Here is a 22049-nt window from a genome sequence, read left to right as displayed (position 1 = left end):
GTAGGGCCTCTATTTCTTTCGCCAATACACGCTCATGCTGTCGATCGGAATGAGCGGTTCGGTAATGTGGTGTTCAGCTCGGTAGTCCATAATAGCAGCATTGCACCCAGGAAGTATGAAATCATCAATGATAATATAGCCGCCAGGGCTCACTTTATCGTACAGATTATTTAAACTGTCCATCGTTGACTCGTATAAATCACCATCTAGACGTAAAATGGCTAATTGCTCGATCGGTGCGCTGGGCAATGTATCCTTAAACCAGCCTTTAAGAAAATGAACATTATCGTTGAGTAGGTCATATTTGTTGAAGTTGTGTTTCACATCCTCAAGAGATACTCGTAAATAGTCAACGGTATGGTGCGTATCCCCTTTGTCTTTTGGGTATTTTTCTTCGTTTGGTTTTGGCAAGCCTTCAAAGGAGTCAGCGACCCAAACGTTACGGTCTGTTATTCCCATCACATCAAGAAAACCACTCATGAAGATGCAAGCCCCACCTCGCCAGACGCCCGTCTCAATAAAATCGCCTGGAATGTTGTCTTTAACGACAGACGTCATACAGCCTTGCAGATTGTTCATCCGATAACGACCAATCATGCTATGCGCAATTTGTGGCCATATTTCCCCTTTTTGGTGACGTTCCCGATCAAACCCATGATTCCACCAAGCAAGGTCGGTTTCATATTCTTGCCAAATCTCAAAAAGAATTGCTCTTTTAAGCAGTTCCAAATACTTTGCGTGTGCATGTTCAACGTCCATTGTATGCCTCCCCGTATAATCCTTCTACACACTATGTAAAGGAACGGATTTTGATACATATGCCCACAGATCTCTCCATAAATTGTGGTGTGGAGGTGTTTTATGGACCCGAAAAAATTCGCGTTTATTTGTTGTGTGAATGATTGGGAGGAGTATGAGGAAAGCTGTCGGCACATTGGAGCGTTAGCCATTCCAGACGGTTATACGGTAGAGAGAATACCAATGGAAGGTCAACCCAGCATGACGACGGGGTATAACCGAGCCATGCACGAAACGGATGCAAAGTATAAAATTTATCATCATCAAGACACGATGGTAATTGATCAGCTCTTTTTGTTTCATGTGCTGTATGTTTTTAATCATCCGTCAATTGGCATGATTGGTGTTGCAGGATCGGAGCACATACCGGAAAGTGGCATCTGGTGGGAAGCGCCTGCTGCCGCTCTTTATGGTATGACGCTACAGTACCGCGATACGATGAGCGTGCTTACATTTACGAATCCAACAGACACGTACGTGCCGGTTGCTGCAATTGATGGACTCATTATGGTGACACAACACGATCTCCCGTGGGTAGAGCAGTTTGACGGCTGGCATTTTTATGATGTGAGTCAATCCGTTCAATTTGCACGAGCAGGGTATCAGGTTGTCGTGCCGCACCAAACGACACCGTGGACGTTTCATAACTGTGGCACTGGTTTTGATGCTCCGGCATACAATCATTACTTGCACATGTTTTTAGAATGGTATTCACGTCATCCCGATGAAATAAAACGTGTAGAAAATAACCCAGAAACTTAGCCATAAAACGACTTTGACTGTTTTGGACTGGCGCTTTAAGAGCGTCTGGCTGATAAAAGAAACAAGCAGACCGGCAAGTAGAAAGCGAATGACACGAGCAGGGACAGAGATGATTATAAATAACCAAAAGTACACATCAGCATGATAAGCGTTAAGGGCAAAAATTTTGTACGGTATGCCTTGTGTCGGTCCGAGGAGCATGGCAATGAGCCCACTCTCAATGAGAGATTGCTGGACATCTGCCACAAGCTGGGCATCAATAGCTGGAATATGAGTGAGCAGCTCATTGCCTTCTTTGACGAAACCGATGCCCAAAGCATACATTAATGTCCCTCCGACAAGCGCCCCAATCAGTGTATATAAGCACAACCAGACGATGAACGTGCGTGTTTTCGTAAGTGCGGCATACGTAATGAGCACATCAGGGACGATGAAAAAGACGGTCGCTTCAGCAAATCCCCATATCGCGCCCCATCGTTTTACTCCCATTCTGCGTTGGCTCCTACTTGTCTCATTTGATTAAACTGTTCTTCTACTTGCTCCATAAAAAGCTTCCGTTCTCCGTTCCAATACAATGGGGTACCAATGCGAATGGTAGCAACGAAAGGAACGAGTAACGGATCTCCTTTTGGCAATGCTTTGCCGAGTCCATGCGTAAAGACTGGGACGACCGGCACATCGGGATGGCGACTTATAAGATGTGCTAACCCACTTTTTAATTGGGTCATCTGTTCAGGCTCTCCTCGTGAACCTTCTGGAAAAAAAATAAGAATTTCCCCTCGTTCAAGTGCATCAGAAAGAGGTTGGAGAACGTCTTCTCCTTTGGATTTGCCACTGCGTTTGATCGGAATCGTGTTCATAATTCGGGTCGCAAACCAAGCGCGGGTTTTGTTCGTGAAAAAGTAATCAAATGCGGCAACCGGCCGAAGCAAGTGTAGCTTTTTTAGCGGGAAGAGGTTCATCATTAACGGAGTGTCCAGATGGCTGTTATGGTTTGCGATCATGACAGCGGGTCCGTTTTTGGGCAGGCGATCAATGTCGTGAATATTCATGCCGAGAACGATGAGGAGAACGGGTTTCACAACGAGCAAGAAAAATAACTTTTGCATACCGGTAACCTTCCTTCCCGTTAGAAATAAAAGTAACTCGTAAAGTGGAATACGAGGGGAGCTGTATACGTTAAACTGTCAATTCGATCAAGAATGCCACCGTGACCAGGTAACGCTTGACCGCTATCTTTGACGCCGAGATCTCGTTTTAATGCCGACACGTTCACATCGCCGATAAATCCAAAGATGCTAATGATGAGTCCAGCAAAGAGAGCAAACGGCCATGTGTAGGGGGTGAGCAATGGAAAGAGTAACAAGGCCAAACCGGTTGTCACGAACACACCGCCGAGAAAACCCGCCCACGTCTTATTCGGGCTCACAGCCGGTACAATTTTACGCTTGCCAAATGCTTTCCCGAACAAAAATTGACTCACGTCATTAAGTTGGGTAAGTACGACGACAAACACAATCATTGCGGCTCCCCCTGCTCCAGGTACAGCGAGAAAGTAAGCCAAATGGCTTAAACCAAATACCATGAGCATCATGCCCCAATGAATCGAGCCGATCGACTTTAAGAAACCTGAAGTTTTTCCGATGAGCACCATGATGATTGGCAAGAATAAGAACATATAAATTGGAATGAATATAATAAACATCCCGTACCATTCCATATAGATCCATAGAAACTGAATCGGTATAGCGAGGTAGGCAAAGAACAACACACGACGATCAGCCCGCCGAGTTGGAATCATTGAAAAGTATTCCTTTAATGCTAAGTACGTTAGAAAGGCAAAGAATAAAAGCGAAATGGTTTCATGGATAAGTGTGGCAAACGTAAATATAATCGCCATAAACCACCATGAACGAATGCGGTCTTTTACTTCGCCTAGTTCGTGGCCGCGCACTGTAAGTAGTTTTGTAATGACAGTCGCTACGATTAGAAGTACAAAAATGCCGAGCAGCACAACGACTAATGAGTTTTGAATAATTTGATAAAATGGCTGTGTCTCAATCCAGTCTGGAAACACGTTAACCCTCCCCCTCTTTGAGTGCAGCTCGTATGCGGTTAATCACAGTCATCACACTCAGGATGAACACGATACCGAGTGCGATTAAATAAACGTTTGAATGAAACGAAAAGAAATACAGTGCAAACGCAAGGACACTAAAGAAAAAGGCACGGTCACTTTTACCGAAGGGTCCGTCATAACGCCGCGTAGAACCTACAGCTATACCGAGAATACCTGCGGCTTCTCCGACGAGTGCGATGACGACGATGCCAATGATCAATTCAACGGGCACATCAATCCATATCGCCAAGGGCAAATAAAGGGCAGCATCGGAAACCATATCTCCGATCTCGTTTAGAAACATCCCAAGGCGGGTTTGTTGGTTGTACTCCTTTGCGAGCATGCCGTCAATCGCATTCATCATCATGCGCAAGAGTAAAAATGCAGGCAGCAGGAGCAACAATACGGGATGGAGCTGTATGTATAGAAGCAGTCCAAAGAGAATAGAGAGCAGTGCTGCGCTGACCGTCACCCCGTTTGGTGTGACGTTCCACTGATGGAGCTTCACGACCAACGGGCGCAGCATTGCCTGGAATTTCGGTTTGATATCATAGATCGTTGCCACTGTAATCACCGCCGAACAATTGGATTTAAAAGCGTTTTGCGAGCTGTTCTTTGCGGTAAGAGAAGATATCTTTCAACCGTTTCTCGACGATAGCCTGATGGGCTAGTCGCCCGATCGGGCCGAAAGGTAACACGTAATGGACGATATCTTCGATTTCTACACCGTCTGGATGATCATGAAAATGATGCTGGTGATGCCAAAAACGAAACGGCCCAAAGCGCTGTTCGTCCACAAATAGCTCGCCTTCAACGACGTGGGTAATTTCAGTTACCCATTGAACCGGGAACGCGGGCAGAGGTTTCAAATCATAATGAACAATCATGCCCGGGTGCATACGATCCTTTATATCATTTCTTACATCAAACTTCATATCGCCGGGTGTGATGGAAGAAAGTTGACCGGGGTTAGAGAAGAATTCCCAAGCATCTTCTTTTGATATCGGTAAAACTTGAGTTTCTTTTAATGTGTATAAGCGCATCGAATCCCTCCTTGGCATTCTATACCCGAAGACGTTTGAAAACGAACACCGACTTCTATGTAATATTATGAAATGAATGGCGTTTGTTTTGTCAATCTCTCTTTTGTCCGATATACTTTGGGTAGATTTTGAAATGGAGAGTGAGTATAGATGTGGAAACCTTTTCGACTTGCAGCGACTGCTGGATTGCTGTCGGTAGTGCTCGTTGCCTGTGGAGATGACTCGGAAGAAGTAGATGTGGACGAAGAGCCGGTTGAAGATTCAGAAGAGGAAACGTCTGATGAGGCGGCGGTTCATGAAGGCAATGTTGTAGACGAGGATTCAGAAGATGCGCTCGCCAACCTTGATGATGTCGAGGGAGCGATGGTTTCCCATACCGATGACGGAGTAAATATTGATCTAACGTTATCGATTAGTGAAGACGATGCGACGGACGAACTGTTCGAAGAGATGGAGCAAGAAGTCGCTTCTATTGTTGAGGAGCGTCCGGTCGACCTCATTATCATCGTTGATGGTGTACAAATGCACAATGCATTTATTGAAGACTAGAGGACAAGCTACTACGTATTCGTATTGATTGAGGAGTGAACACGATGTATCGTAATGTTTCAGATTTTATTCAAGAGTGGACGCAAGAGTCCCGTGGCACGGCGAGTGTCATTGAAGCCATTTCTGATGAGAAATTGGACGTAGCCATTGCTGAGGATCATAATTCACTCGGCTGGCTCGGTTGGCACCTTGCGACATCACCGGCGTTTTTCGGAAGCCTTGTCGGTGTAAATGTTACACCAGCAGGTGACGCGGCGAAAGTACCGGAAAAGGCAGAAGACATCCACAAAGCTTACGAGCAGATGGCCGAAGACTTTCGCCAAGAAGCTGAGCGCGTCCTCACCGATGTTTCATTAGAAGAAACGGTTGAAGCAATGGGTGGGCAAGTTTCACGCGGAGCGTTGCTACGCACGCTTGTGAACCATCAAACTCACCACCGCGGCCAGATGACCGTTCTTCTCCGCCAAGCTGGACTGTCTGTACCGGGTGTAATGGGCCCGACAAAAGAACAATCGTAATGGGAAGAATGAATAACTAGACAAAAATGAATAAAAAGGGTTGGATCACATTTATCTCGTGAACCAACCCTTTTTGTTCTGCCTTATTTTGTTACAGCATTTTATTGTTAATTACTCTTTTTCTCCCACGATCGTAAAGCGTTCGTTCACATGGTTTTTATTTATAATTTCATCTACGACAGCAATTGCAAAATCTTCATAGCTAATGTAACTCTCCCCAGAAGAATTTACAATAAGAGAATCTCCTCCTTTTTTATATGAACCTGTTCTTTTACCACTTGCATCAAAGAATGCTGCAGGACTAATAAACGTCCACTTAATGTTTGTTGCGTCCTGTAAATCTTCTAAATTTTTACTTTGTCCTTTTGCTGTCGCTAAAGCAATTTCTGGAAATTCTGGTGTATTCATTAGCTGTGTTGTTTTTTCGTTATCGACATATAAACTACCTGCCCCACCTACAACAATTAACCTTGTATTGCTTCCGTCTAACGCTGCAATTAATGATCTGCCTACGTTTACATGAATGTCTTCTTCACCCATAGGGGCGCCAAAAGCGTTTATTACAACATCAAAGCTCTTCAAATCCTTAGACGTTAGATCCATAATGTCCTTTTCGATAATATCAAAGTTCCCATTAACTTTAGAACGATCTCTAACAATTGCAGTACTTTTAAGACCGCGGTTCAATGCTTCTTGAAGAATTAATTTCCCTGACTTTCCACTTGCTCCAATCACTGCTACTTTCATTTGATCATCTCCTTATTCAGTTGTAATTAAAATGATTACATGTATATAGTTTAGTTACAAGTGAGGTGTTCGTCAACTTGTAGATATTAACAAGAAGCACCATGTCAATATCTACGTTATAATAGGAACTACTTTAAGTACTTATCATTTATGATGAAAGCAGGTGGAATTGTGTCAATTAGTAGCAGGTTCTCAGTTGGAATACACATTTTAGCACTTATTGAATTAAACAAGGATACTGTGAATACATCTGAATCGATTGCTCAAAGCGTAAATACGAATGCTGCGGTCATTCGAAAAATTATGGGCATGCTAAAAAAAGCTAACCTTATCAAAGTACAGCCTGGAGTTGCAGGGATGCAATTTTCGAAAGCATATTCAGAAATTACATTGCTTGATGTATATCAAGCAGTAGACGTTGTCAAAAGTAAAGAACTATTTAACGTTCATAACGATCCAAATCCTAATTGTATAGTTGGGCGAAATATACAAGGTTCTGTCGAGCAGTATTTTCATCGTGCTCAGCAAGCGATGGAAGATGAACTAAGGACCATTACGATTAAAGATGTAATAGACGACATGAGAAACGTACGCTACCCTAACCCTCAATGACCCCTACCCAAATAAATAGAAACATTTACTCCTTCGACTGCACATTTACTTTGTCACATTCACAAAACTAGTGTACCCGTACCACTCTTATCTTACTTATAGAATAAACAGGGTTTGAGAACTTGTCGCTTTTAAAGTGAGCGAAACTCCCATTCTATATACGTTAAATATAGACTTTCTTGATTTGCGCAGTTTGTTGTTGCTTTCCGCTACAGGCATATGCTTGTACTCTAGAGCATAAGGGCTACATCTCCTCTCACTGCGCTCCGCTTGTGCTCTCTGTATCTACGTTACACTCCAAAATATAAGGGTAACATCGGTGGCGAAAAGACATAAACCGTGTTTTCTAGACCAAGGAGGGCAGGTCGAGCCTTGTCAGTCTTATGCTTGCGGTGTCTCTTCTCGGCCCTTCTTCCGCATACAAGACTGTCTAACTGCTGTTTGTTTTCAGTCGTGCTCCGGTATTGTTTCACTACTTGCCCGTTGCCGACAGGTCGTTTGATATTGGGGCTTGGTTCAATGTGCGCGCAAGTTAGGATCATCTGCGCTCAAGTTAAGCGAAAAGAGCGCTGAAATCGCAAAAATAAGCAAACTTGAGCGCAAAAAGCATGAACTAGAGCGAAGAATAGCGCCGACACACTGAACCGAAGTGCCAGCAAGCTGTCGGCGCGAGCGGCGCCGAACGGAGGTCGGTTTTGCTTCGGCCCCCAGGAGGGGGCCGACAGGTCGTAGGGTGTTGGGACATAGCACAATGTGCGCTCAAGTTAGGATCATCTGCGCTCAAGTTTGGCGAAATGAGCGCTAAAATCGCAAAAATAAGCAAACTTGAGCGCAAAAAGCATGAACTAGGGCGCAGAATAGCGACGGCTCACCGAACCGAAGTGCCAGCAAGCTGTCGGCGCGAGCCGCGCCGAACGGCCTCTGCACGGAGTGATTCTATGCAACCAATGCCAATCCCTCGGAGCAAAATGAAGTGAACCATCCCGCACAGCAACCTATCTGCACTTTGCATCCTGCACTAACTATGCCATTGCACGATACTGCAAAACGGGGAGGTTTCTGCTTGCTAATTTGTCGCGCGATTGCAACAATGGGGGTATCGACAGATGAAAAGAGGGGAAATCATGGGTTTTCAATCCGCTGTAACGTGGCGCCCGCTCAGTGAACAGGCAGTGATGATGACACTTGGAAACCGTATGGACCCGAGTGTTCAGCAATACGTCCAACGTGTGAAACAAGCAGTTGAACGAAATCCGTTTCCGGGCTTTGTTGAAGCTGTGCCAAGCTATACGGGACTGGCGTTTTTCTATGACCCTATGAACGTGCGCGAGAAAATGGACGTAGAAGGCTCGATGCAAGACCAGGTACGCATATGGGTTGACCAGTTGCTCACATCGATTGAAGATGATGATGACCAGCAGCACAACGGACGTATCGTGGAAATCCCGGTCTGCTATGGTGGAGAATTTGGTCCAGATCTTTCCTATGTTGCTGACTATCACAGTTGTAGCGAAGATCAAGTCATTGCTCATCATCAACAAGGGGAATATCTCATTTATATGATCGGCTTTGCGCCGGGGTTTCCGTTTGTTGGTGGCATGGCCGAAGAGATTGCGACACCTCGGCGAGACACACCAAGAGAACGAGTGCCAGCAGGATCGGTTGGCATTGCCGGGGCACAGACAGGCATTTACCCGTTTGCAACACCTGGTGGATGGCAACTGATTGGACAGACGCCGCTCGTCCTTTTTGATGAGACGAAAACAGAACCAAGCTTGCTACGGTCAGGAGACCGAATTCAGTTCGTGCCGATTGATGAACAGCAGTTTAAGAAGTTGAAAGAGGTGCGCTCATGAATATAGAAGTTGTTAAACCAGGCATGCTCACGACTGTGCAAGATGCAGGCCGATACGGATATTTGGATCAAGGTGTTGTGCAAAGTGGAGCGATGGACCGACTCGCTTTAAGGACGGCAAACTTGCTCGTCGGTAATGATGAACAGGCTGCCGCTTTGGAGCTTACGGTTACCGGGCCAGTGCTCCGTTTCCATCAGCCAGCTCTTATTGCTGTGACCGGCGGTGGCATGACGCCACACGTAGATGGACAGGCGTTTTCTCTAGGTGTTCCGATTTACTTACCCGAAGAAAGCATTTTGACATTTCGAGCTGAGCGAACGGGAATACGAGCGTATGTAGCGATTGCAGGCGGTTTCAATGTCCCCGAAGTATTGAATAGCCAAAGTACATATTTACGTGCCGGGTTTGGCGGCTACGAAGGACGAGCGCTAAAAGAAGGCGATCTGTTAGACAGCAACCCTCTTAGTCAAGAAGCTAAACAATACATGGAAAGCGTCGAGGGAGAGGCACCTTTTGCACCAAAATGGGGAGCAAATCTGCTCTGGTTGGATGATGAAGAAACCGACGTCTTACGCGTGTTTCCAGGGGCTCATTACACCGGGTTTACGCCAGAAAGCCAGTACCGGTTTACCGAGCAGCCGTTCATATTGTCCTCGCAGTCCGACCGGATGGGATTTCTTCTCGAAGGAGATGAACCTTTGCAAATGGGGAAAACCGAATCGATCTTATCAGAGGCGGTCGCATTTGGGACCGTGCAAGTCCCGCCAGATGGGAATCCTAGAATTCTCATGGCCGACCGGCAAACGACAGGTGGGTACCCGAAAATTGCCCAAGTTGCCGTCGTTGACCATTACAAACTCGCACAATTGCGCCCACAGGAACATGTATATTTTCAGATGATTTCCTTCCAAGAGGCAGAAACACTATACATCTTGCAAGAAAAAGCAATGAAGCAGCGAGCGTCTGCGATTTTACTATACTGGAAAGAAACAATAAGGGGTGATTCTCTTGCGTCACGTTGACTTTAATGCAGATTGTGGGGAAAGTTTTGGCGTGTATACGTTAGGAAACGATTCGGAGATTTTGACAGAAGTGACAAGTGCCAACATCGCTTGCGGCTATCATGCAGGAGATCCGAAAACGATGCGGGAGACGGTTCGGCTTGCACTACGAAACGGTGTGCAAATTGGTGCGCATCCCGGACTTTTAGATCTCGTCGGATTTGGCAGGAGAAACATGGACATCAGCCCTGAAGAAGCGTACGACCTCGTACAATATCAAGTTGGTGCGTTGATGGCCATTGCTCGTGCTGAAGGGGGAGAAGTGAAGCATGTGAAAGCCCACGGCGCTTTGTATACGATGGCGGCGAAAAGTGAAGCGCTGGCGCACGCCATTGCTCGTTCGGTTTATGACACGGACGACCGTCTTGTGCTGTACGGCCTCGCCGGAAGCGAGTGGGTAAGGGCCGGGGAGCGGGTCGGCATTCAAACGGCAAGCGAAGTATTTGCCGACCGTACGTATGAGCCTGAGGGCTCGCTTACCTCTCGGAAACAACCCGATGCACTCATCACCGACGATACGATCGCCGCACAGCAAGTCATTGACATGGTCGTTCATGGACAGGTGACGGCGACGGACGGAAGCAAGGTATCGATGAAGGCGGATACGATTTGCATTCACGGGGACGGTCCTGGAGCGGTATCGTTTGCCCGTGTAGTCAGGGGTGCGTTAACGGACGCCGGGGTTAGCATCCACGCCTTTTCGTAAAATGATCTCATCTTGAATGGGAATGCCGTTGCCCGCGATGAGTGGAATTGTTGGTTTTCGCTTGCGCGCGTCACCTACAGCGCCTGTTACAATGCGATGAAAGCGGAACCCTTTCTTTTGATAAAACAAAAGTGCGTGCGTATTATCGTTCGATGTAATCACACGTATGTGTTCGCAATGGTCGTCAACGGCACGCCTCTCCACGCGTTCAACGAGCCGGGTGCCAATTCCAATTCCTTCATCGAGGGCATCCAATGATATGATTTCGCACGCAGGACCACGTAACATGTACGTGATAAGTCCACGAATTTGCTCATCGTCGTCGATGTACGCGTACCCGTCAAGCGTTGTGCAGTCGTACTCACCACTTGAAACGATCATCTTCGAGCTCCCCCAATGTGCTGCAAAAAACTGCTGTATTTCGGCGTCAGCAATATCAGATCGTGGAATAATCATAAATCGGCTCCTTTACATTCTTGTCGGCGCTGTAACGCCAAGTAGGTACAAGCCACATTGAAGTTTTCCTCGCACTGCGTCGACGATGAGAAGGCGTGAACCTTGCCCAGAATCATCGTTTACAATCTTCACTTGGCTGTAATAACGGTTAAATGATTGGGCGAGATCGAGAACGTATCGAGCGATGAGCGATGGATTCTTTTGACGCACAGCGATGCGGACGGTTTCTTCGAATCGATAGATTAACATGATCATTTCCCACTCTAGATCGCTTGATACCGAAGGCTCGCCTGGTGTCCCGTGTTTAAGAATTGAGCACGTTCTTGCGTGCGTGTATTGCACGTACGGTCCGGTTTCTCCTTCAAATCGCAAGCTATTCTCCAATGAAAAATCAATATCTAATATACGATCATTTTTCAGGTCATTGAAGATGATCGCACCGACGCCGATTTGCTCAGCAACGTCGTTTGCATTCGGGAGCTCAGGATTTTTCTCTTGGATGTTCTTTTTAGCAAGTGCCACCGCTTCATCGAGCACGTCATCGAGTAAAATGACGGTTCCTTTACGTGTGGACATCTTTTTGCCTTCCAAGCGAATGAGCCCGAAGGGGACGTGTTCCATTGCGTCTGGCCAATGAAATCCAGCCTTTTTAAGCACAGCTTTTAACTGTGTGAAATGGAGCGATTGTTCATGACCAACCACATACAAGGATTGAGTGAACTCGTATGTTTCTTTTCGATAGATGGCAGCGGCAAGGTCTCTCGTCGCATAGAGCGTAGCGCCGTCGTTTTTCTGGATGAGGCACGGAGGCAGGTTCTGTTCTTCTAAAGGAACGACTTGGGCGTCGTCGGATTCAATTAGGAGACGTTTCTCTTTGAGTACATCCACAACCGCTCCCATGCGATCATTATAAAATGACTCTCCTGTGATGGCATCGAAGCCCACGCCAAGACGTTGATAGATTTTTTTGAACTCTTTTAATGATTCACTTTTGAACCATGTCCACAATTGAACGGCCTCGTCATCACCATCTTCAAGCTGTTTGAACCAACGTCTCCCTTCCTCCTCATCACCTTCCTCATGAAAGCGTACGTATAACTTTAACAGTTCTGGAATCGGATTATTTTCAATCTCTTCTTTCACACCCCACGTTTTATATGCACTTATGAGCTTGCCGAACTGTGTGCCCCAATCTCCGAGATGATTGATTTTAACCGTTCGGAAGCCGACATGTTCATGCATGCGCGCGAGCGACTCGCCAATAATTGTAGAGCGTAAGTGACCCATTGAAAATGGTTTGGCGATGTTCGGAGAGGACATATCAATCGTCACTGTCCCTTGGTGCGTTGGAGTTACGGGCTTGGCAAGAAGAACGTTAGCTGCCATCGTTTCGCGATGAAAAAAGAAGTTCACGTATCCGCCAACGACCTCAATTTTCGTGTACATTTCATCGGTTTGCAATGCTTGTTTAATAGACTGGGCGATCTGTTGAGGTGACGTTTTTAGTGCTTTCGCGAAACGAAAACACGGGAGAGCAAGGTCTCCGTGATCGAGCTGTTTTGGGTACTCGAATTGTTCAATCGTTACCGGAAGGGCGAGCGTATTGGCAATTTTCTTTTGGGTTTGTTGTTTGACGTCCATAATGTCTCCTTTCAATACAAAAAACCCCCGTCCTCTCTAGAAAGAGGCGGGGGTGTCCGCGGTACCACTCTTGTTGTGACTCGAGATAACGGGTCGATCTTACCCGGCACTGTCCTACTGCTCGTTCAGACAGGCTTCTAAGAAGTCCGGTTCACGTTGCAGACGCTACCGGCTCTCACCTGTCCCGGCTCGCTGACATTGTCTAACAGCGCTACTCTCTTCCTCATTGAATGGATGATTTTCATCAGTATACACGACGGTTATGCGTTTGTCACTTGGAAAGCAGGTCCAGCTTTCATAACCATGCCTGGCAATATTTTCTCCATAACATTTTCCAACCAAATTGCTGCGTCAATCATCTTCTGAACGTCCACGCCTGTGGGCACACCCATCTCTTCAAACATATGAATTACATCTTCACTCGCAACGTTCCCGACCGCATTCGGTGCAAATGGACAACCGCCAAGTCCACCAATCGCCGCATCAAAGTGGGTAACGCCAGCGGCATAACCGGCGGCGACATTGGCGAGCCCAAGCCCCCGCGTATTATGAAAATGGAGACCAAGTGGCGTGTCCCCACCAAATGTTTCTTTAAACAATTCCACCATTCGCGTCACTTTCGCCGGATTTGCCATGCCGGTCGTGTCCGCCAGAACAATCTCTTGTGCACCTGCATCAAGAAAGCGCTCGGCGACGCGCATCACGCGACTTTCATCAACAACGCCTTCGTACGGACAACCGAAGCTCGTCGCAAGAATCGCTGTAGAGGGGCGTTCCGCTGTGGCAGCATCCTCAATAACTGAGCTAATTTCATCCACGCCTTCTTGAACCGATCGCCGGGCGTTTTTCGTATTAAATGTATCACTCGTCGCAACAACGACGTGCAAAAGGTCGACCGACGTTGCCAATGCACGATCAAGGCCGGAACGGCTTAACACAAGCCCAGCATACGTAACGTCCTCACGTTTTGGGAGGCGTTCCATTACCTCTTCTGCATCCGCCATCTGCGGCACAACACGAGGATTAACAAAAGATACAGCTTCGATTTTTTTCACGCCAGCATCAATCGCTTGTTGGATGAGGGTGACTTTTTGTTCTGCGGACACGGGTTTTGCTTCATTTTGCAGACCATCTCTCGGTCCGACTTCACATAATTGAATCACAAGGGCACCTCCAGGTGGATAGAAAGAATTGTCTGTCATTTTTATATGTTTAGTCTATCATAATTCGATTAAGTTGTTTATATATAGCTACGTTCGGGAAAAACATTGTTGAAACTTTTTGCGGATCGCTATCGTAAATACGAGTAAGGAGCTGATTGCATGAATGAGATCCAAAAACGACCAGACCGTGATGCTGAAGAAAACATGGGTTTAGGTATTGTTGCATACATTTTATTCTTCGTGCCACTTCTCGCTGCGAAAGATTCAGCGTTTGCGCGGCACCATGCGAACCAAGGGTTGTTGTTACTACTGCTCGTCATCGCTGTAAATGTCATTGGTAATATTCCTCTGATTGGTTGGTTGCTCTATCCGGTCGGAATGTTGCTCGTGCTCGTGCTATTTGTCGTTGGCATCGTGAATGCAACGCAGAAAACGAAGAAGTCGCTACCGATTATCGGTGGCATTAATTTAATCAAGTAAAGATTAGGCATGCTCTCGTTGTATAGCGGGGGCATGTTTTTTGTATGAGTTGACGTGCGGGGTCCGATTGATACAATGAAGAGAATAACAATGTATCCGAAGGAGAGGCTCTTGATGAAGTACGAACGTGTTCGTTCCAAAAAGATCTATGAAGAGGTGGCAGACTCCTTAAAAGGCGCGATTGAAAAAGGAGATTTAAAGCCTGGGGATCGGTTGGAATCGGTAGAAAAGCTCGCCGAACGATTTGCTGTTGGGCGCTCGGCCATTCGCGAGGCGTTAAGTGCGCTACGGGCAACGGGTCTCGTTGATATTCGCCACGGTGAAGGCACGTTCGTTCGTTCGTATGAGTCGATTGACTTAAAAATCCCATACTCCTCGTTGTTGCTCGTGAATCCGAAAGAAATCAAAGAGTTGCTTGAAGTACGTAAGATATTAGAAGTTGGCTCTGTGCAAGCCGCTGCGAAGCATCGGACGGAAGAGGATTTACAACAAATGAAGGAAGCGCTTCATCTGATGAACATTCATATGGACGATGAGAAGCTTGGAGAGAAAGCAGATTGGGCGTTTCATATGCAGGTGGCTCGTGCCTCGAAAAACGACATGCTCGTGCGCCTATTGCAAAGCGTCGCCGACCTCACCGTCGAAACGATGCTCGAAACGAGAAGAATCTGGCTATATTCAGAAAAAGTACGTGCCGAGCAATTACACGAAGAGCATATGGCGATTTATACCGCGATCGAAAAACAACAAGTCGCTCGCGCTGGAGAACTGATGATGGACCACTTGCAAAGTGTGGAAGGCCTGCTAAGTCAATATATTAATTAGGCTAATATAGTTCTCAGGTTGAATCAATGTGGGGATTCCTGTAAAAAAGGGGTCTTCATTAACGAAAATCCCATCAAAGACAAACGTCTATGAGGGACCTTCTTTTTATAACAAGAAAAACAATCGCGTCCGAGTTTAAATCTCCCTCTTCCAGCACCGAACGTGGCGCAGATCGAAAATCTTACCTTAGAGTTCCCTATGGTAAGATTTCTTTTTTTCCGCGTTTCGTTGTTGCAAATCTTACCATAGAAACTGAAAATCCCACCATAGATGAAACAATGGTAAAATTTCAGCTAAATCGGCTCCCTAAATGAAAAAATTCCTATCATAGCCAGACGAGCCACTCATAAATACCCGTAAGTAAAAACATCTCGCTTTTTGTGCAACTCGTGAATGCGAACCCCCCGACCTATTTGCGAGTTTCAATTTCCTTTTTCGGTGACCTCTCAAACGTATGCGATAGATTTTGCACGTTGTATGGAAGGGGAATGATTGCTTGCCCTCGGGCCTGTCTGTCGATCCACGTTCAGCGTGTGACGAGATCCCTCTCAACGACGAGCAACCATCGGCACCTAAGGTGCCGAAATGAAACCGAACTGCCCTCGGCATGGTTCATGCCGGCCTTTGACGCTAGAGAGTCGTCGGCAGGGCATTTTCACAAAACGAGTCGCTAGTTGTATGGATGAAGAGTAGACAAGAGTTACTTACGCTAGTTTTCCGAATAAGCAGGTATGATTCAAACAATCTCTGACCGGTACGCTTTCCTAAATGTGAACGCTAACTGCGTGGTTTTCACCCATTTTATATGTGACAATCCACCCCTCTAATGGGTCACTTTATGGCACGGAATGCCTCATATATTTTGATTTGTGACAATATGAGACGCTTAAGTGACAATCGACGATAATAATGTTGGTTTTCCGGAATGAACGGTCACACAAACGCATATTTGTGACACTTCGAGTACTTCTAAAAAACCACTGGCTGTTTTGCACGCCAAACGATAAGAGCAAACCGATATTGCCCCGATCGTCTGGAGCCACACCATTCATTCCTCTGCGACAAAGCCCGATTCTTCGTAACTTTGAAAACCTTTTCTTGAACTATGAAAGCGTTTCACTTATAATGGTCTGCATATAGACATAAGGTCATCTGATGACTTAGGGGTAGGGAGCGTTTATAATGAGTGAAGGGTTATTAAGTTTGATTGCGATTTTACCGATCGTTGCGGTATTTTTCTTTCTTGTTATTTTACGTTGGCCGGCGAAAGTGGCGATGCCAATCGCGTTCGTTGTCACTGTGATCATCTCTTTATTTGTTTGGGATGTTCCCGGTTCACAAGTCGCTGCTGCAGCTACAAATGGTCTAGTTACAGCGCTTGAAGTTGCCATTATTGTGTTCGGCGCGTTGCTTTTATTGAATACACTCAAAGAGAGTGGAGCGGTTCACACGATCCGTAATGGATTTACGCAAATTTCTCCGGACAGAAGAATTCAAGTCGTTATTATTTGTTGGTTGTTCGGTACGTTTCTTGAAGGTGCTGCCGGTTGGGGGGCGCCAGCGACAATTATCGGTCCGTTACTCATTGCTGTAGGTTTTCCGGCGATGGCCGCGGTGATGGTTGCGCTCATGTTGCAATCTGCCCCTGTTTCTTTCGGTGCAATTGGAACACCGATTCTTGTCGGTGTAGGGTCAGGGCTTGAAGGCAATGAGATCGTCACGAACTTTATTTCAAATTCTACATATTCGGATTACAACGCATTCATTACCGATGTCGGTGCGCAAGTGGCAATTTTTCATGGAATCATCGGTACATTTATTCCTCTTTTTATGGTGGCGATGCTCACGTTCTTCTTCGGCAAAAACCGTTCGTTTAAAGAAGGGTTGGCCATCTGGAAATTTGCGATTTTCGGAGGGTTGGCATTCACCGTCCCATCCGTCCTTGTAGCCAATTTATTAGGGCCTGAATTCCCAGCGCTATTAGGAGGCCTCATTGGACTTGCAATCGTGATCCCTGCGGCAAGAAAAGGGTGGTTCATGCCAAAGCATCATTGGGACTTCCCTGAGAAGAAGCATTGGGAGCCAGAATGGCTAAGCAACATGAAGTTATCGTTGGATCGTGCCCCTTCAGGCCGGATGACAAGTCTAAGAGCTTGGATGCCGTATGTCCTTGTTGCTCTCATCTTAATTGTCATTAAAATCGACTGGCTTCCGTTCCAAGATTGGATTGCACGTACAGAGATCGCGGTTTCTTCGCTATTTGGCACAGACATTGAGATTAGCAGTGTGATTTTAGACATACCGGGCATGACGCTCATTGCGGTTTCAATCATTTGTATCTGGTTACATCAATTGTCATTCAAACAATACTGGTCCGCTGTAAAAACATCATTTAAAACGGTTTCGGGAGCGATTATTGCACTTTTGTTCTCGGTACCACTCGTCCAAATTTTCATCAATACCGATGTAAATCTCTTGGGGCTAGAAAGTATGCCGCTCACAATGGCGAATTGGCTCGCGAATTTCACCGGTGATTTGTATCCGTTATTTGCCCCGATTGTTGGTGCGTTAGGCGCCTTCGTTGCTGGTAGTAACACGGTGAGCAACATGATGTTCTCGCTATTTCAGTTTGGTGTAGCCGATGAATTAATGATGAGCCCACTCATCATTGTCGCATTGCAAGCTGTGGGAGGAGCTGCTGGGAACCTGATTTGCGTGCATAACGTCGTCGCCGCTTCAGCTTCCGCGGGTATCTCTGGTAAAGAAGGAACTTTCATTCGAAGAATGATGATCCCGCTCACGTATTACCTCGTGTTTGCAGGGGGGCTTGGTATGATCGCTATTCACGGCTCTGGAATCGGAACAGCCATTCTCAGTGCGGTAGCTCTTTTCATTATTGCGATGATCATCATTGGACAAAAAAAGAAACAAGAACTGGACGGTTTGCATTACAATAAGGTAAATACATTCCATCAATAACGTAAAAGGAGTGAATGGACATGAACGTTTCCTTGTTTATCACGTGTCTTGGGGACCATTTCTACCCGAATGCAGGTCGTGCGACAGTGGAACTGTTGGAACGATTTGACTGTGATGTTGATTTCCCAGCTTCGCAAACATGTTGTGGTCAGCCGGCGTTTAATAGCGGCTATCATGAAGATGCGAAAAAGGCGGTAAAGCAGACCATCACCGCCTTTCAAGATTCGGAATACGTCGTCACGCCTTCTGGCTCATGCGCCGCTATGCTCCATGAATACTCACATCTTCTGAGTGACGACAAGGAGTGGGAACAGAAGGCAGAAGCGTTGGCAGAAAAGACATTTGAAGTGACGGAGTTTCTTGTAAATGTACTTGGAGTCCAAGATACAGGCGCGCGTTTTCAAGGAACGGCAACGTACCACACGTCTTGCCATATGACGAGACTTCTCGGTGTGAAAGATGCACCGATGAAGTTGCTAGAAAACGTAAAAGGGTTAGAGATGATTGACTTACCAAACAAGCATGATTGCTGTGGGTTTGGCGGTACGTTTGCCGTGAAAATGCCACAGATTTCCACAGAGATGGTACAAGAGAAAGCCGATTGTGTAAGAGAAACGAATGCAGACATTTTAATCGGAGCGGATGCCGGTTGTTTAATGAACATTGGAGGGAAGTTGTCACGGGAAAAAAGCGGTGTTCGCGTAATGCACATTACCGAAGTCTTGAATCATCAATAATACGTAGAGGAGGACGATTCCGTGCCATTGCGAGTAGGTAGCGATGCATTTGCCGAGCGAGTTGACTCAGGCTTGGAAGATGCGTTCATGCGAGGGGCGGTACGCTCAGCGCAAGAGCGTTTGCGGGAGCGTAAACATACATCCTCAGAGCAGCTCGGGGATTGGGAAGCGTGGCGTGATCACGGAGAGGAAATCCGTACACATACGCTCAATCATTTAGACTATTACTTGGAACAGCTGAGCGACAACATTGCTGAAATGGGTGGGCACGTATTCTTCGCAGAAACGGCGGAAGAAGCGAATGCATACGTGCGTGAAGTTGCCAGGAAAAAAGAAGCGAAGAAGATTGTTAAATCAAAGTCGATGGTCACCGAAGAAATCTCATTAAACGAAGTTCTCGAAGCCGATGGTCGAGAAGTGATCGAGACAGACCTAGGTGAGTACATTCTCCAAATTGATGATCATGACCCACCTTCTCACATTGTCGCGCCTGCACTTCATAAAAACCGCTCCCAAATTCGAGATGTGTTTACAGAGCGAAAAGGGTACAGCAAAACAGATGATCCAGATGAACTCACACGTTTCGCGCGTGAACAGCTTCGCCAAGAGTTTTTGGATGCTGACCTTGGCATTACCGGTTGCAACTTTGCGGTCGCAGAATCAGGTTCAATTTCACTTGTGACGAATGAAGGAAACGCGAGACTTGTAAGTGCATTGCCAAAAACCCAAGTGACCGTAATGGGGATGGAGCGGATCGTTCCGACATGGGAAGAGCTCGATGTATTGGTCAGTCTGCTTTGTCGCAGTGCCGTTGGCCAAAAGCTAACGTCATACATTACAGGTCTCACTGGACCGAAAACCGAGGGCGAGGTGGACGGTCCAGAAGAATTTCACCTCGTCATCGTCGATAACGGACGCTCCAAAATCTTAGGCACACAATTTCAATCCGCATTGCACTGTATCCGTTGTGCTGCTTGTGTGAACGTGTGCCCAGTCTATCGTCACGTCGGTGGTCATGCGTACGGGTCCATTTATAATGGACCGATTGGCGCGGTCCTTACACCGCTTCTCGATGGGTATGAGAACAATAAAGACTTGCCATATGCTTCGTCATTATGCGCAGCGTGTACAGAAGCTTGTCCAGTAAAGATTCCGTTGCATGAACATCTGATTGCTCACCGCCAAATCATTACCGAAAAAGAAAAGTTAGGGTCTATGCCTGAGCGTTGGTCAATGAGGCTATTTGGTACCGGCGTGAGTAGTTCTAAACTTTATCGTCTCGCTTCCAAGAATGCTCACATTGCCTTAAAGCCTTGGACAAAAGGGGATCGCATATCTTCGGGACCGAGCTTAATTAAAGAATGGACACGTTCACGTGATCTGCCTGCCCCTTCTCGCGACCGTTTTCGCGACTGGTGGATGCGCCGTGGCAAAGGAGAGGGTCAAGATGAGTAGAGGTACGGTCCAAAATCGGAAATCATTTCTGAACAACATTGCAGAAAAGATGGGTAGAGCGCGTGTCGACCACGTGGAGCGCCCAGTTTATAAGCACCGCCCTCAATGGGATGTGTATGCAAATGCGACGCCTGATGAACTGCTCGACGTGTTCAAAGAGCAGTGCCAGCACATTCATACAGATGTGATCGAAGTTGAAAAAAGTGGTGTCGCCAAAGCGGTAGCAGAAACGTTCGGTCGTTATCAAGCACAGTCGTACCTTATGTGGGACGATCCCCGGCTTAAAGATGTGGGTCTAGATGATCGTTTTCAAGAGCAGATGAAGCAACTGGACGTGGACACATTTATTTGGGACCCGGATAGTGATGAGAACATTCGTGTTGCCGAACAGGCAACGGTCGGGATTACGTACAGCGACATGACACTTGCCGAGTCTGGGACCGTCGTATTGTTTAGTTCAAGTGAAAAAGGCAGAGCGGTAAGCCTCTTACCCGAGACGTATATTGCCATTATCCCGAAAAGCTCTCTCGTACCGAGAATGACACAAGCGACTTACGAGATTCATCAACGGGTAGAAAATGGTGAGCGCTTGCCGTCTTGCATCAATTTCATATCCGGACCTTCTAACAGCGCAGACATTGAAATGAGCCTTGTCGTTGGCGTGCACGGACCGGTAAAAGCAACGTACATCGTGTTTGACGATGAGTAATTCGCTTATATGAACGAATTTCATAACTGCCTGTCTTAGCCTCCCAAGGTTTTCACGTCACGAAAAAAGGAGTACCTCCCCAAACAGTCGAATGAGTTAAGTGCTGACAAAACTCTAAAGACTGGAGGAAGACTCCCTTATGGCTATTATACGACAAGCGAGCCTGTTTGACCTGCAAGATTTATATGATTTAGAACCTCCCCATCGATTCGATGAGGTATTTTCGGCGATCAATATTGATTCGATCCTTTGGGTGGTGTCGAAAAAATCCCGGGAGGGTGCGCCTTTACAGCTCAACTACCCGGCCATGATTCATGCGCTTCTCATTCGAATTCTTGAGCGAATCCCAACGATTAAAGACTTGGTTCGCCGTTTGCGCCACGACGTGAAGTTCCAACTCGATTGTGGGTTTCTCGTCTCAGATGCCGTCCCTTCTGAAGCCTCGTTTTCACGTTTGGTCACGAAAATCCAACACGCGGAGGTGCTGGAATCCGTTCAATCCGATGTGCTTGTCCAAGCCTTTACGGAAGGGTTCATTACCGATGACACCGTCGCCATTGACGCCACTCATCTAAAAGCACGAGACTTAGCGCCCGTAAAGGAAGAGAAATCCGAGAACATGAAGGAGTCCCCTACAAAACAGGGCCGCAAAACCAAAGCCGATCCGGAAGCTTGCCGTCAAGCACAGGCAGAAAAAGAAGCGGCACTTTCGCTCTACGATAAGAAAATTGAAGATCAGCTGGACATCTCTGTTGATCTCTTACGGGCGGAGGTGCCGATGGATCCCAAGTGGGGCATTAAGAAAAACAGCGAAGGCAAGAATGTGTTTTGGT

At 46.6% G+C, this 22049-nt stretch carries 24 protein-coding genes; 14 read left to right on the top strand and 10 right to left on the bottom strand.

All coding sequences use genetic code 11. The annotated features are described in order from the left end of the window. Nucleotides 1-9: 9 nt before the first annotated feature. A complete protein-coding gene (locus ACE1TF_RS19995) occupies nt 10-759 on the bottom strand; it encodes a TylF/MycF family methyltransferase (protein ID WP_375019376.1) in 750 nt (249 codons plus the stop codon). Between the two features lie 102 nt (nt 760-861). On the opposite strand from ACE1TF_RS19995, the gene ACE1TF_RS19990 reads away from it, so the two are divergent. Beyond that, nucleotides 862-1560: a glycosyltransferase family protein gene (locus ACE1TF_RS19990; RefSeq protein ID WP_042397832.1), complete on the top strand. Its 699-nt coding sequence runs from the start codon at nt 862-864 to the stop codon at nt 1558-1560. Here ACE1TF_RS19990 and ACE1TF_RS19985 read toward each other — a convergent pair. Genes ACE1TF_RS19985 through ACE1TF_RS19965 form a run of 5 tightly spaced genes read right to left on the bottom strand, consistent with a single transcriptional unit; the run spans nt 1510 to nt 4722 of the window. Further along, nucleotides 1510-2049 (bottom strand): hypothetical protein, encoded by a 540-nt coding sequence (locus ACE1TF_RS19985; protein WP_375019374.1) that lies wholly within the window; start codon nt 2047-2049, stop codon nt 1510-1512. The two genes, ACE1TF_RS19990 and ACE1TF_RS19985, sit on opposite strands and share 51 nt — an antisense overlap. Continuing rightward, the gene (locus ACE1TF_RS19980) at nt 2040-2669 is read right to left on the bottom strand and encodes a lysophospholipid acyltransferase family protein (RefSeq protein WP_375019372.1); all 630 of its coding nucleotides are present in this window, start codon (nt 2667-2669) and stop codon (nt 2040-2042) included. Before ACE1TF_RS19980 ends, ACE1TF_RS19985 begins: the two co-directional genes overlap by 10 nt. Before the next feature lie 20 nt (nt 2670-2689). Continuing rightward, nucleotides 2690-3637, bottom strand: coding sequence for a phosphatidate cytidylyltransferase (locus ACE1TF_RS19975; RefSeq protein ID WP_081829014.1), 948 nt, complete (start codon nt 3635-3637; stop codon nt 2690-2692). A 1-nt stretch (nt 3638) separates the two neighbouring features. Further along, nucleotides 3639-4244, bottom strand: a complete 606-nt coding sequence (locus ACE1TF_RS19970; RefSeq protein ID WP_375019370.1) for a CDP-alcohol phosphatidyltransferase family protein — start codon at nt 4242-4244, stop codon at nt 3639-3641. Nucleotides 4245-4269: 25 nt separating this feature from the next. After that, nucleotides 4270-4722, bottom strand: a complete 453-nt coding sequence (locus ACE1TF_RS19965; protein WP_375019368.1) for an SRPBCC family protein — start codon at nt 4720-4722, stop codon at nt 4270-4272. A 150-nt stretch (nt 4723-4872) separates the two neighbouring features. On the opposite strand from ACE1TF_RS19965, the gene ACE1TF_RS19960 reads away from it, so the two are divergent. Both ACE1TF_RS19960 and ACE1TF_RS19955 read left to right on the top strand, forming a co-directional pair. After that, the gene (locus ACE1TF_RS19960; RefSeq protein WP_375019366.1) at nt 4873-5271 is read left to right on the top strand and encodes a hypothetical protein; all 399 of its coding nucleotides are present in this window, start codon (nt 4873-4875) and stop codon (nt 5269-5271) included. Between the two features lie 44 nt (nt 5272-5315). Further along, nucleotides 5316-5789 (top strand): DinB family protein, encoded by a 474-nt coding sequence (locus ACE1TF_RS19955; RefSeq protein ID WP_375019364.1) that lies wholly within the window; start codon nt 5316-5318, stop codon nt 5787-5789. Nucleotides 5790-5900: 111 nt separating this feature from the next. On the opposite strand, the gene ACE1TF_RS19950 is transcribed toward ACE1TF_RS19955, so the two are convergent. Beyond that, entirely contained in the window at nt 5901-6536 is a 636-nt protein-coding gene (locus ACE1TF_RS19950) for an NAD(P)-dependent oxidoreductase (protein WP_375019362.1), read from the bottom strand. A 171-nt stretch (nt 6537-6707) separates the two neighbouring features. Here ACE1TF_RS19950 and ACE1TF_RS19945 point away from each other — a divergent pair, with 171 nt between their 5' ends. From ACE1TF_RS19945 to ACE1TF_RS19930, 4 genes are all read left to right on the top strand, one after another. Further along, complete coding sequence (locus tag ACE1TF_RS19945; RefSeq protein ID WP_375019360.1) at nt 6708-7148, top strand: Rrf2 family transcriptional regulator; 441 nt, start codon at nt 6708-6710, stop codon at nt 7146-7148. A 1106-nt stretch (nt 7149-8254) separates the two neighbouring features. Next, a complete protein-coding gene (gene pxpB, locus ACE1TF_RS19940; RefSeq protein ID WP_375019358.1) occupies nt 8255-9004 on the top strand; it encodes a 5-oxoprolinase subunit PxpB in 750 nt (249 codons plus the stop codon). Continuing rightward, nucleotides 9001-10026 carry a 5-oxoprolinase subunit C family protein gene (locus ACE1TF_RS19935; RefSeq protein ID WP_375019356.1) on the top strand — a complete coding sequence of 342 codons (1026 nt, stop codon included), beginning with the start codon at nt 9001-9003 and terminating at the stop codon, nt 10024-10026. Before pxpB ends, ACE1TF_RS19935 begins: the two co-directional genes overlap by 4 nt. Then, complete coding sequence (locus ACE1TF_RS19930) at nt 10013-10771, top strand: LamB/YcsF family protein (RefSeq protein ID WP_375019354.1); 759 nt, start codon at nt 10013-10015, stop codon at nt 10769-10771. Before ACE1TF_RS19935 ends, ACE1TF_RS19930 begins: the two co-directional genes overlap by 14 nt. Here ACE1TF_RS19930 and ACE1TF_RS19925 read toward each other — a convergent pair. The 3 genes from ACE1TF_RS19925 to ACE1TF_RS19915 all read right to left on the bottom strand — a co-directional run bounded on the left by ACE1TF_RS19925 (nt 10733) and on the right by ACE1TF_RS19915 (nt 14031). Beyond that, nucleotides 10733-11227: a GNAT family N-acetyltransferase gene (locus ACE1TF_RS19925; protein WP_375019352.1), complete on the bottom strand. Its 495-nt coding sequence runs from the start codon at nt 11225-11227 to the stop codon at nt 10733-10735. The genes ACE1TF_RS19930 and ACE1TF_RS19925 overlap by 39 nt on opposite strands. Before the next feature lie 12 nt (nt 11228-11239). Continuing rightward, complete coding sequence (argS, locus tag ACE1TF_RS19920) at nt 11240-12868, bottom strand: arginine--tRNA ligase (protein WP_375019388.1); 1629 nt, start codon at nt 12866-12868, stop codon at nt 11240-11242. Between the two features lie 260 nt (nt 12869-13128). Continuing rightward, the gene (locus tag ACE1TF_RS19915) at nt 13129-14031 is read right to left on the bottom strand and encodes a hydroxymethylglutaryl-CoA lyase (protein WP_042397847.1); all 903 of its coding nucleotides are present in this window, start codon (nt 14029-14031) and stop codon (nt 13129-13131) included. A 159-nt stretch (nt 14032-14190) separates the two neighbouring features. On the opposite strand from ACE1TF_RS19915, the gene ACE1TF_RS19910 reads away from it, so the two are divergent. The 7 genes from ACE1TF_RS19910 to ACE1TF_RS19880 all read left to right on the top strand — a co-directional run. Further along, complete coding sequence (locus ACE1TF_RS19910; RefSeq protein WP_375019350.1) at nt 14191-14511, top strand: magnetosome magnetite crystal formation protein family; 321 nt, start codon at nt 14191-14193, stop codon at nt 14509-14511. A gap of 114 nt (nt 14512-14625) precedes the next feature. Then, the gene (locus ACE1TF_RS19905; RefSeq protein ID WP_375019348.1) at nt 14626-15336 is read left to right on the top strand and encodes a FadR/GntR family transcriptional regulator; all 711 of its coding nucleotides are present in this window, start codon (nt 14626-14628) and stop codon (nt 15334-15336) included. Between the two features lie 1182 nt (nt 15337-16518). Beyond that, a complete protein-coding gene (locus ACE1TF_RS19900) occupies nt 16519-18315 on the top strand; it encodes an L-lactate permease (protein WP_375019346.1) in 1797 nt (598 codons plus the stop codon). A gap of 20 nt (nt 18316-18335) precedes the next feature. Next, the gene (locus tag ACE1TF_RS19895) at nt 18336-19052 is read left to right on the top strand and encodes a (Fe-S)-binding protein (protein ID WP_375019344.1); all 717 of its coding nucleotides are present in this window, start codon (nt 18336-18338) and stop codon (nt 19050-19052) included. A gap of 21 nt (nt 19053-19073) precedes the next feature. Then, nucleotides 19074-20507 (top strand): LutB/LldF family L-lactate oxidation iron-sulfur protein, encoded by a 1434-nt coding sequence (locus tag ACE1TF_RS19890; RefSeq protein WP_375019342.1) that lies wholly within the window; start codon nt 19074-19076, stop codon nt 20505-20507. Beyond that, nucleotides 20500-21216: a LutC/YkgG family protein gene (locus ACE1TF_RS19885; RefSeq protein WP_375019340.1), complete on the top strand. Its 717-nt coding sequence runs from the start codon at nt 20500-20502 to the stop codon at nt 21214-21216. Before ACE1TF_RS19890 ends, ACE1TF_RS19885 begins: the two co-directional genes overlap by 8 nt. A 139-nt stretch (nt 21217-21355) precedes the next feature. After that, nucleotides 21356-22049, top strand: a 694-nt coding sequence (locus ACE1TF_RS19880; protein ID WP_375018892.1) for a transposase, incomplete at its 3' end; no start/stop codon positions are given.

Origin of the sequence: Geomicrobium sp. JSM 1781026 (genome assembly GCF_041949955.1) — a bacterium.
Taxonomy (GTDB): domain Bacteria; phylum Bacillota; class Bacilli; order Bacillales; family Marinococcaceae; genus Geomicrobium_A.
This window is presented reverse-complemented; position numbering and strand designations above follow the sequence as displayed.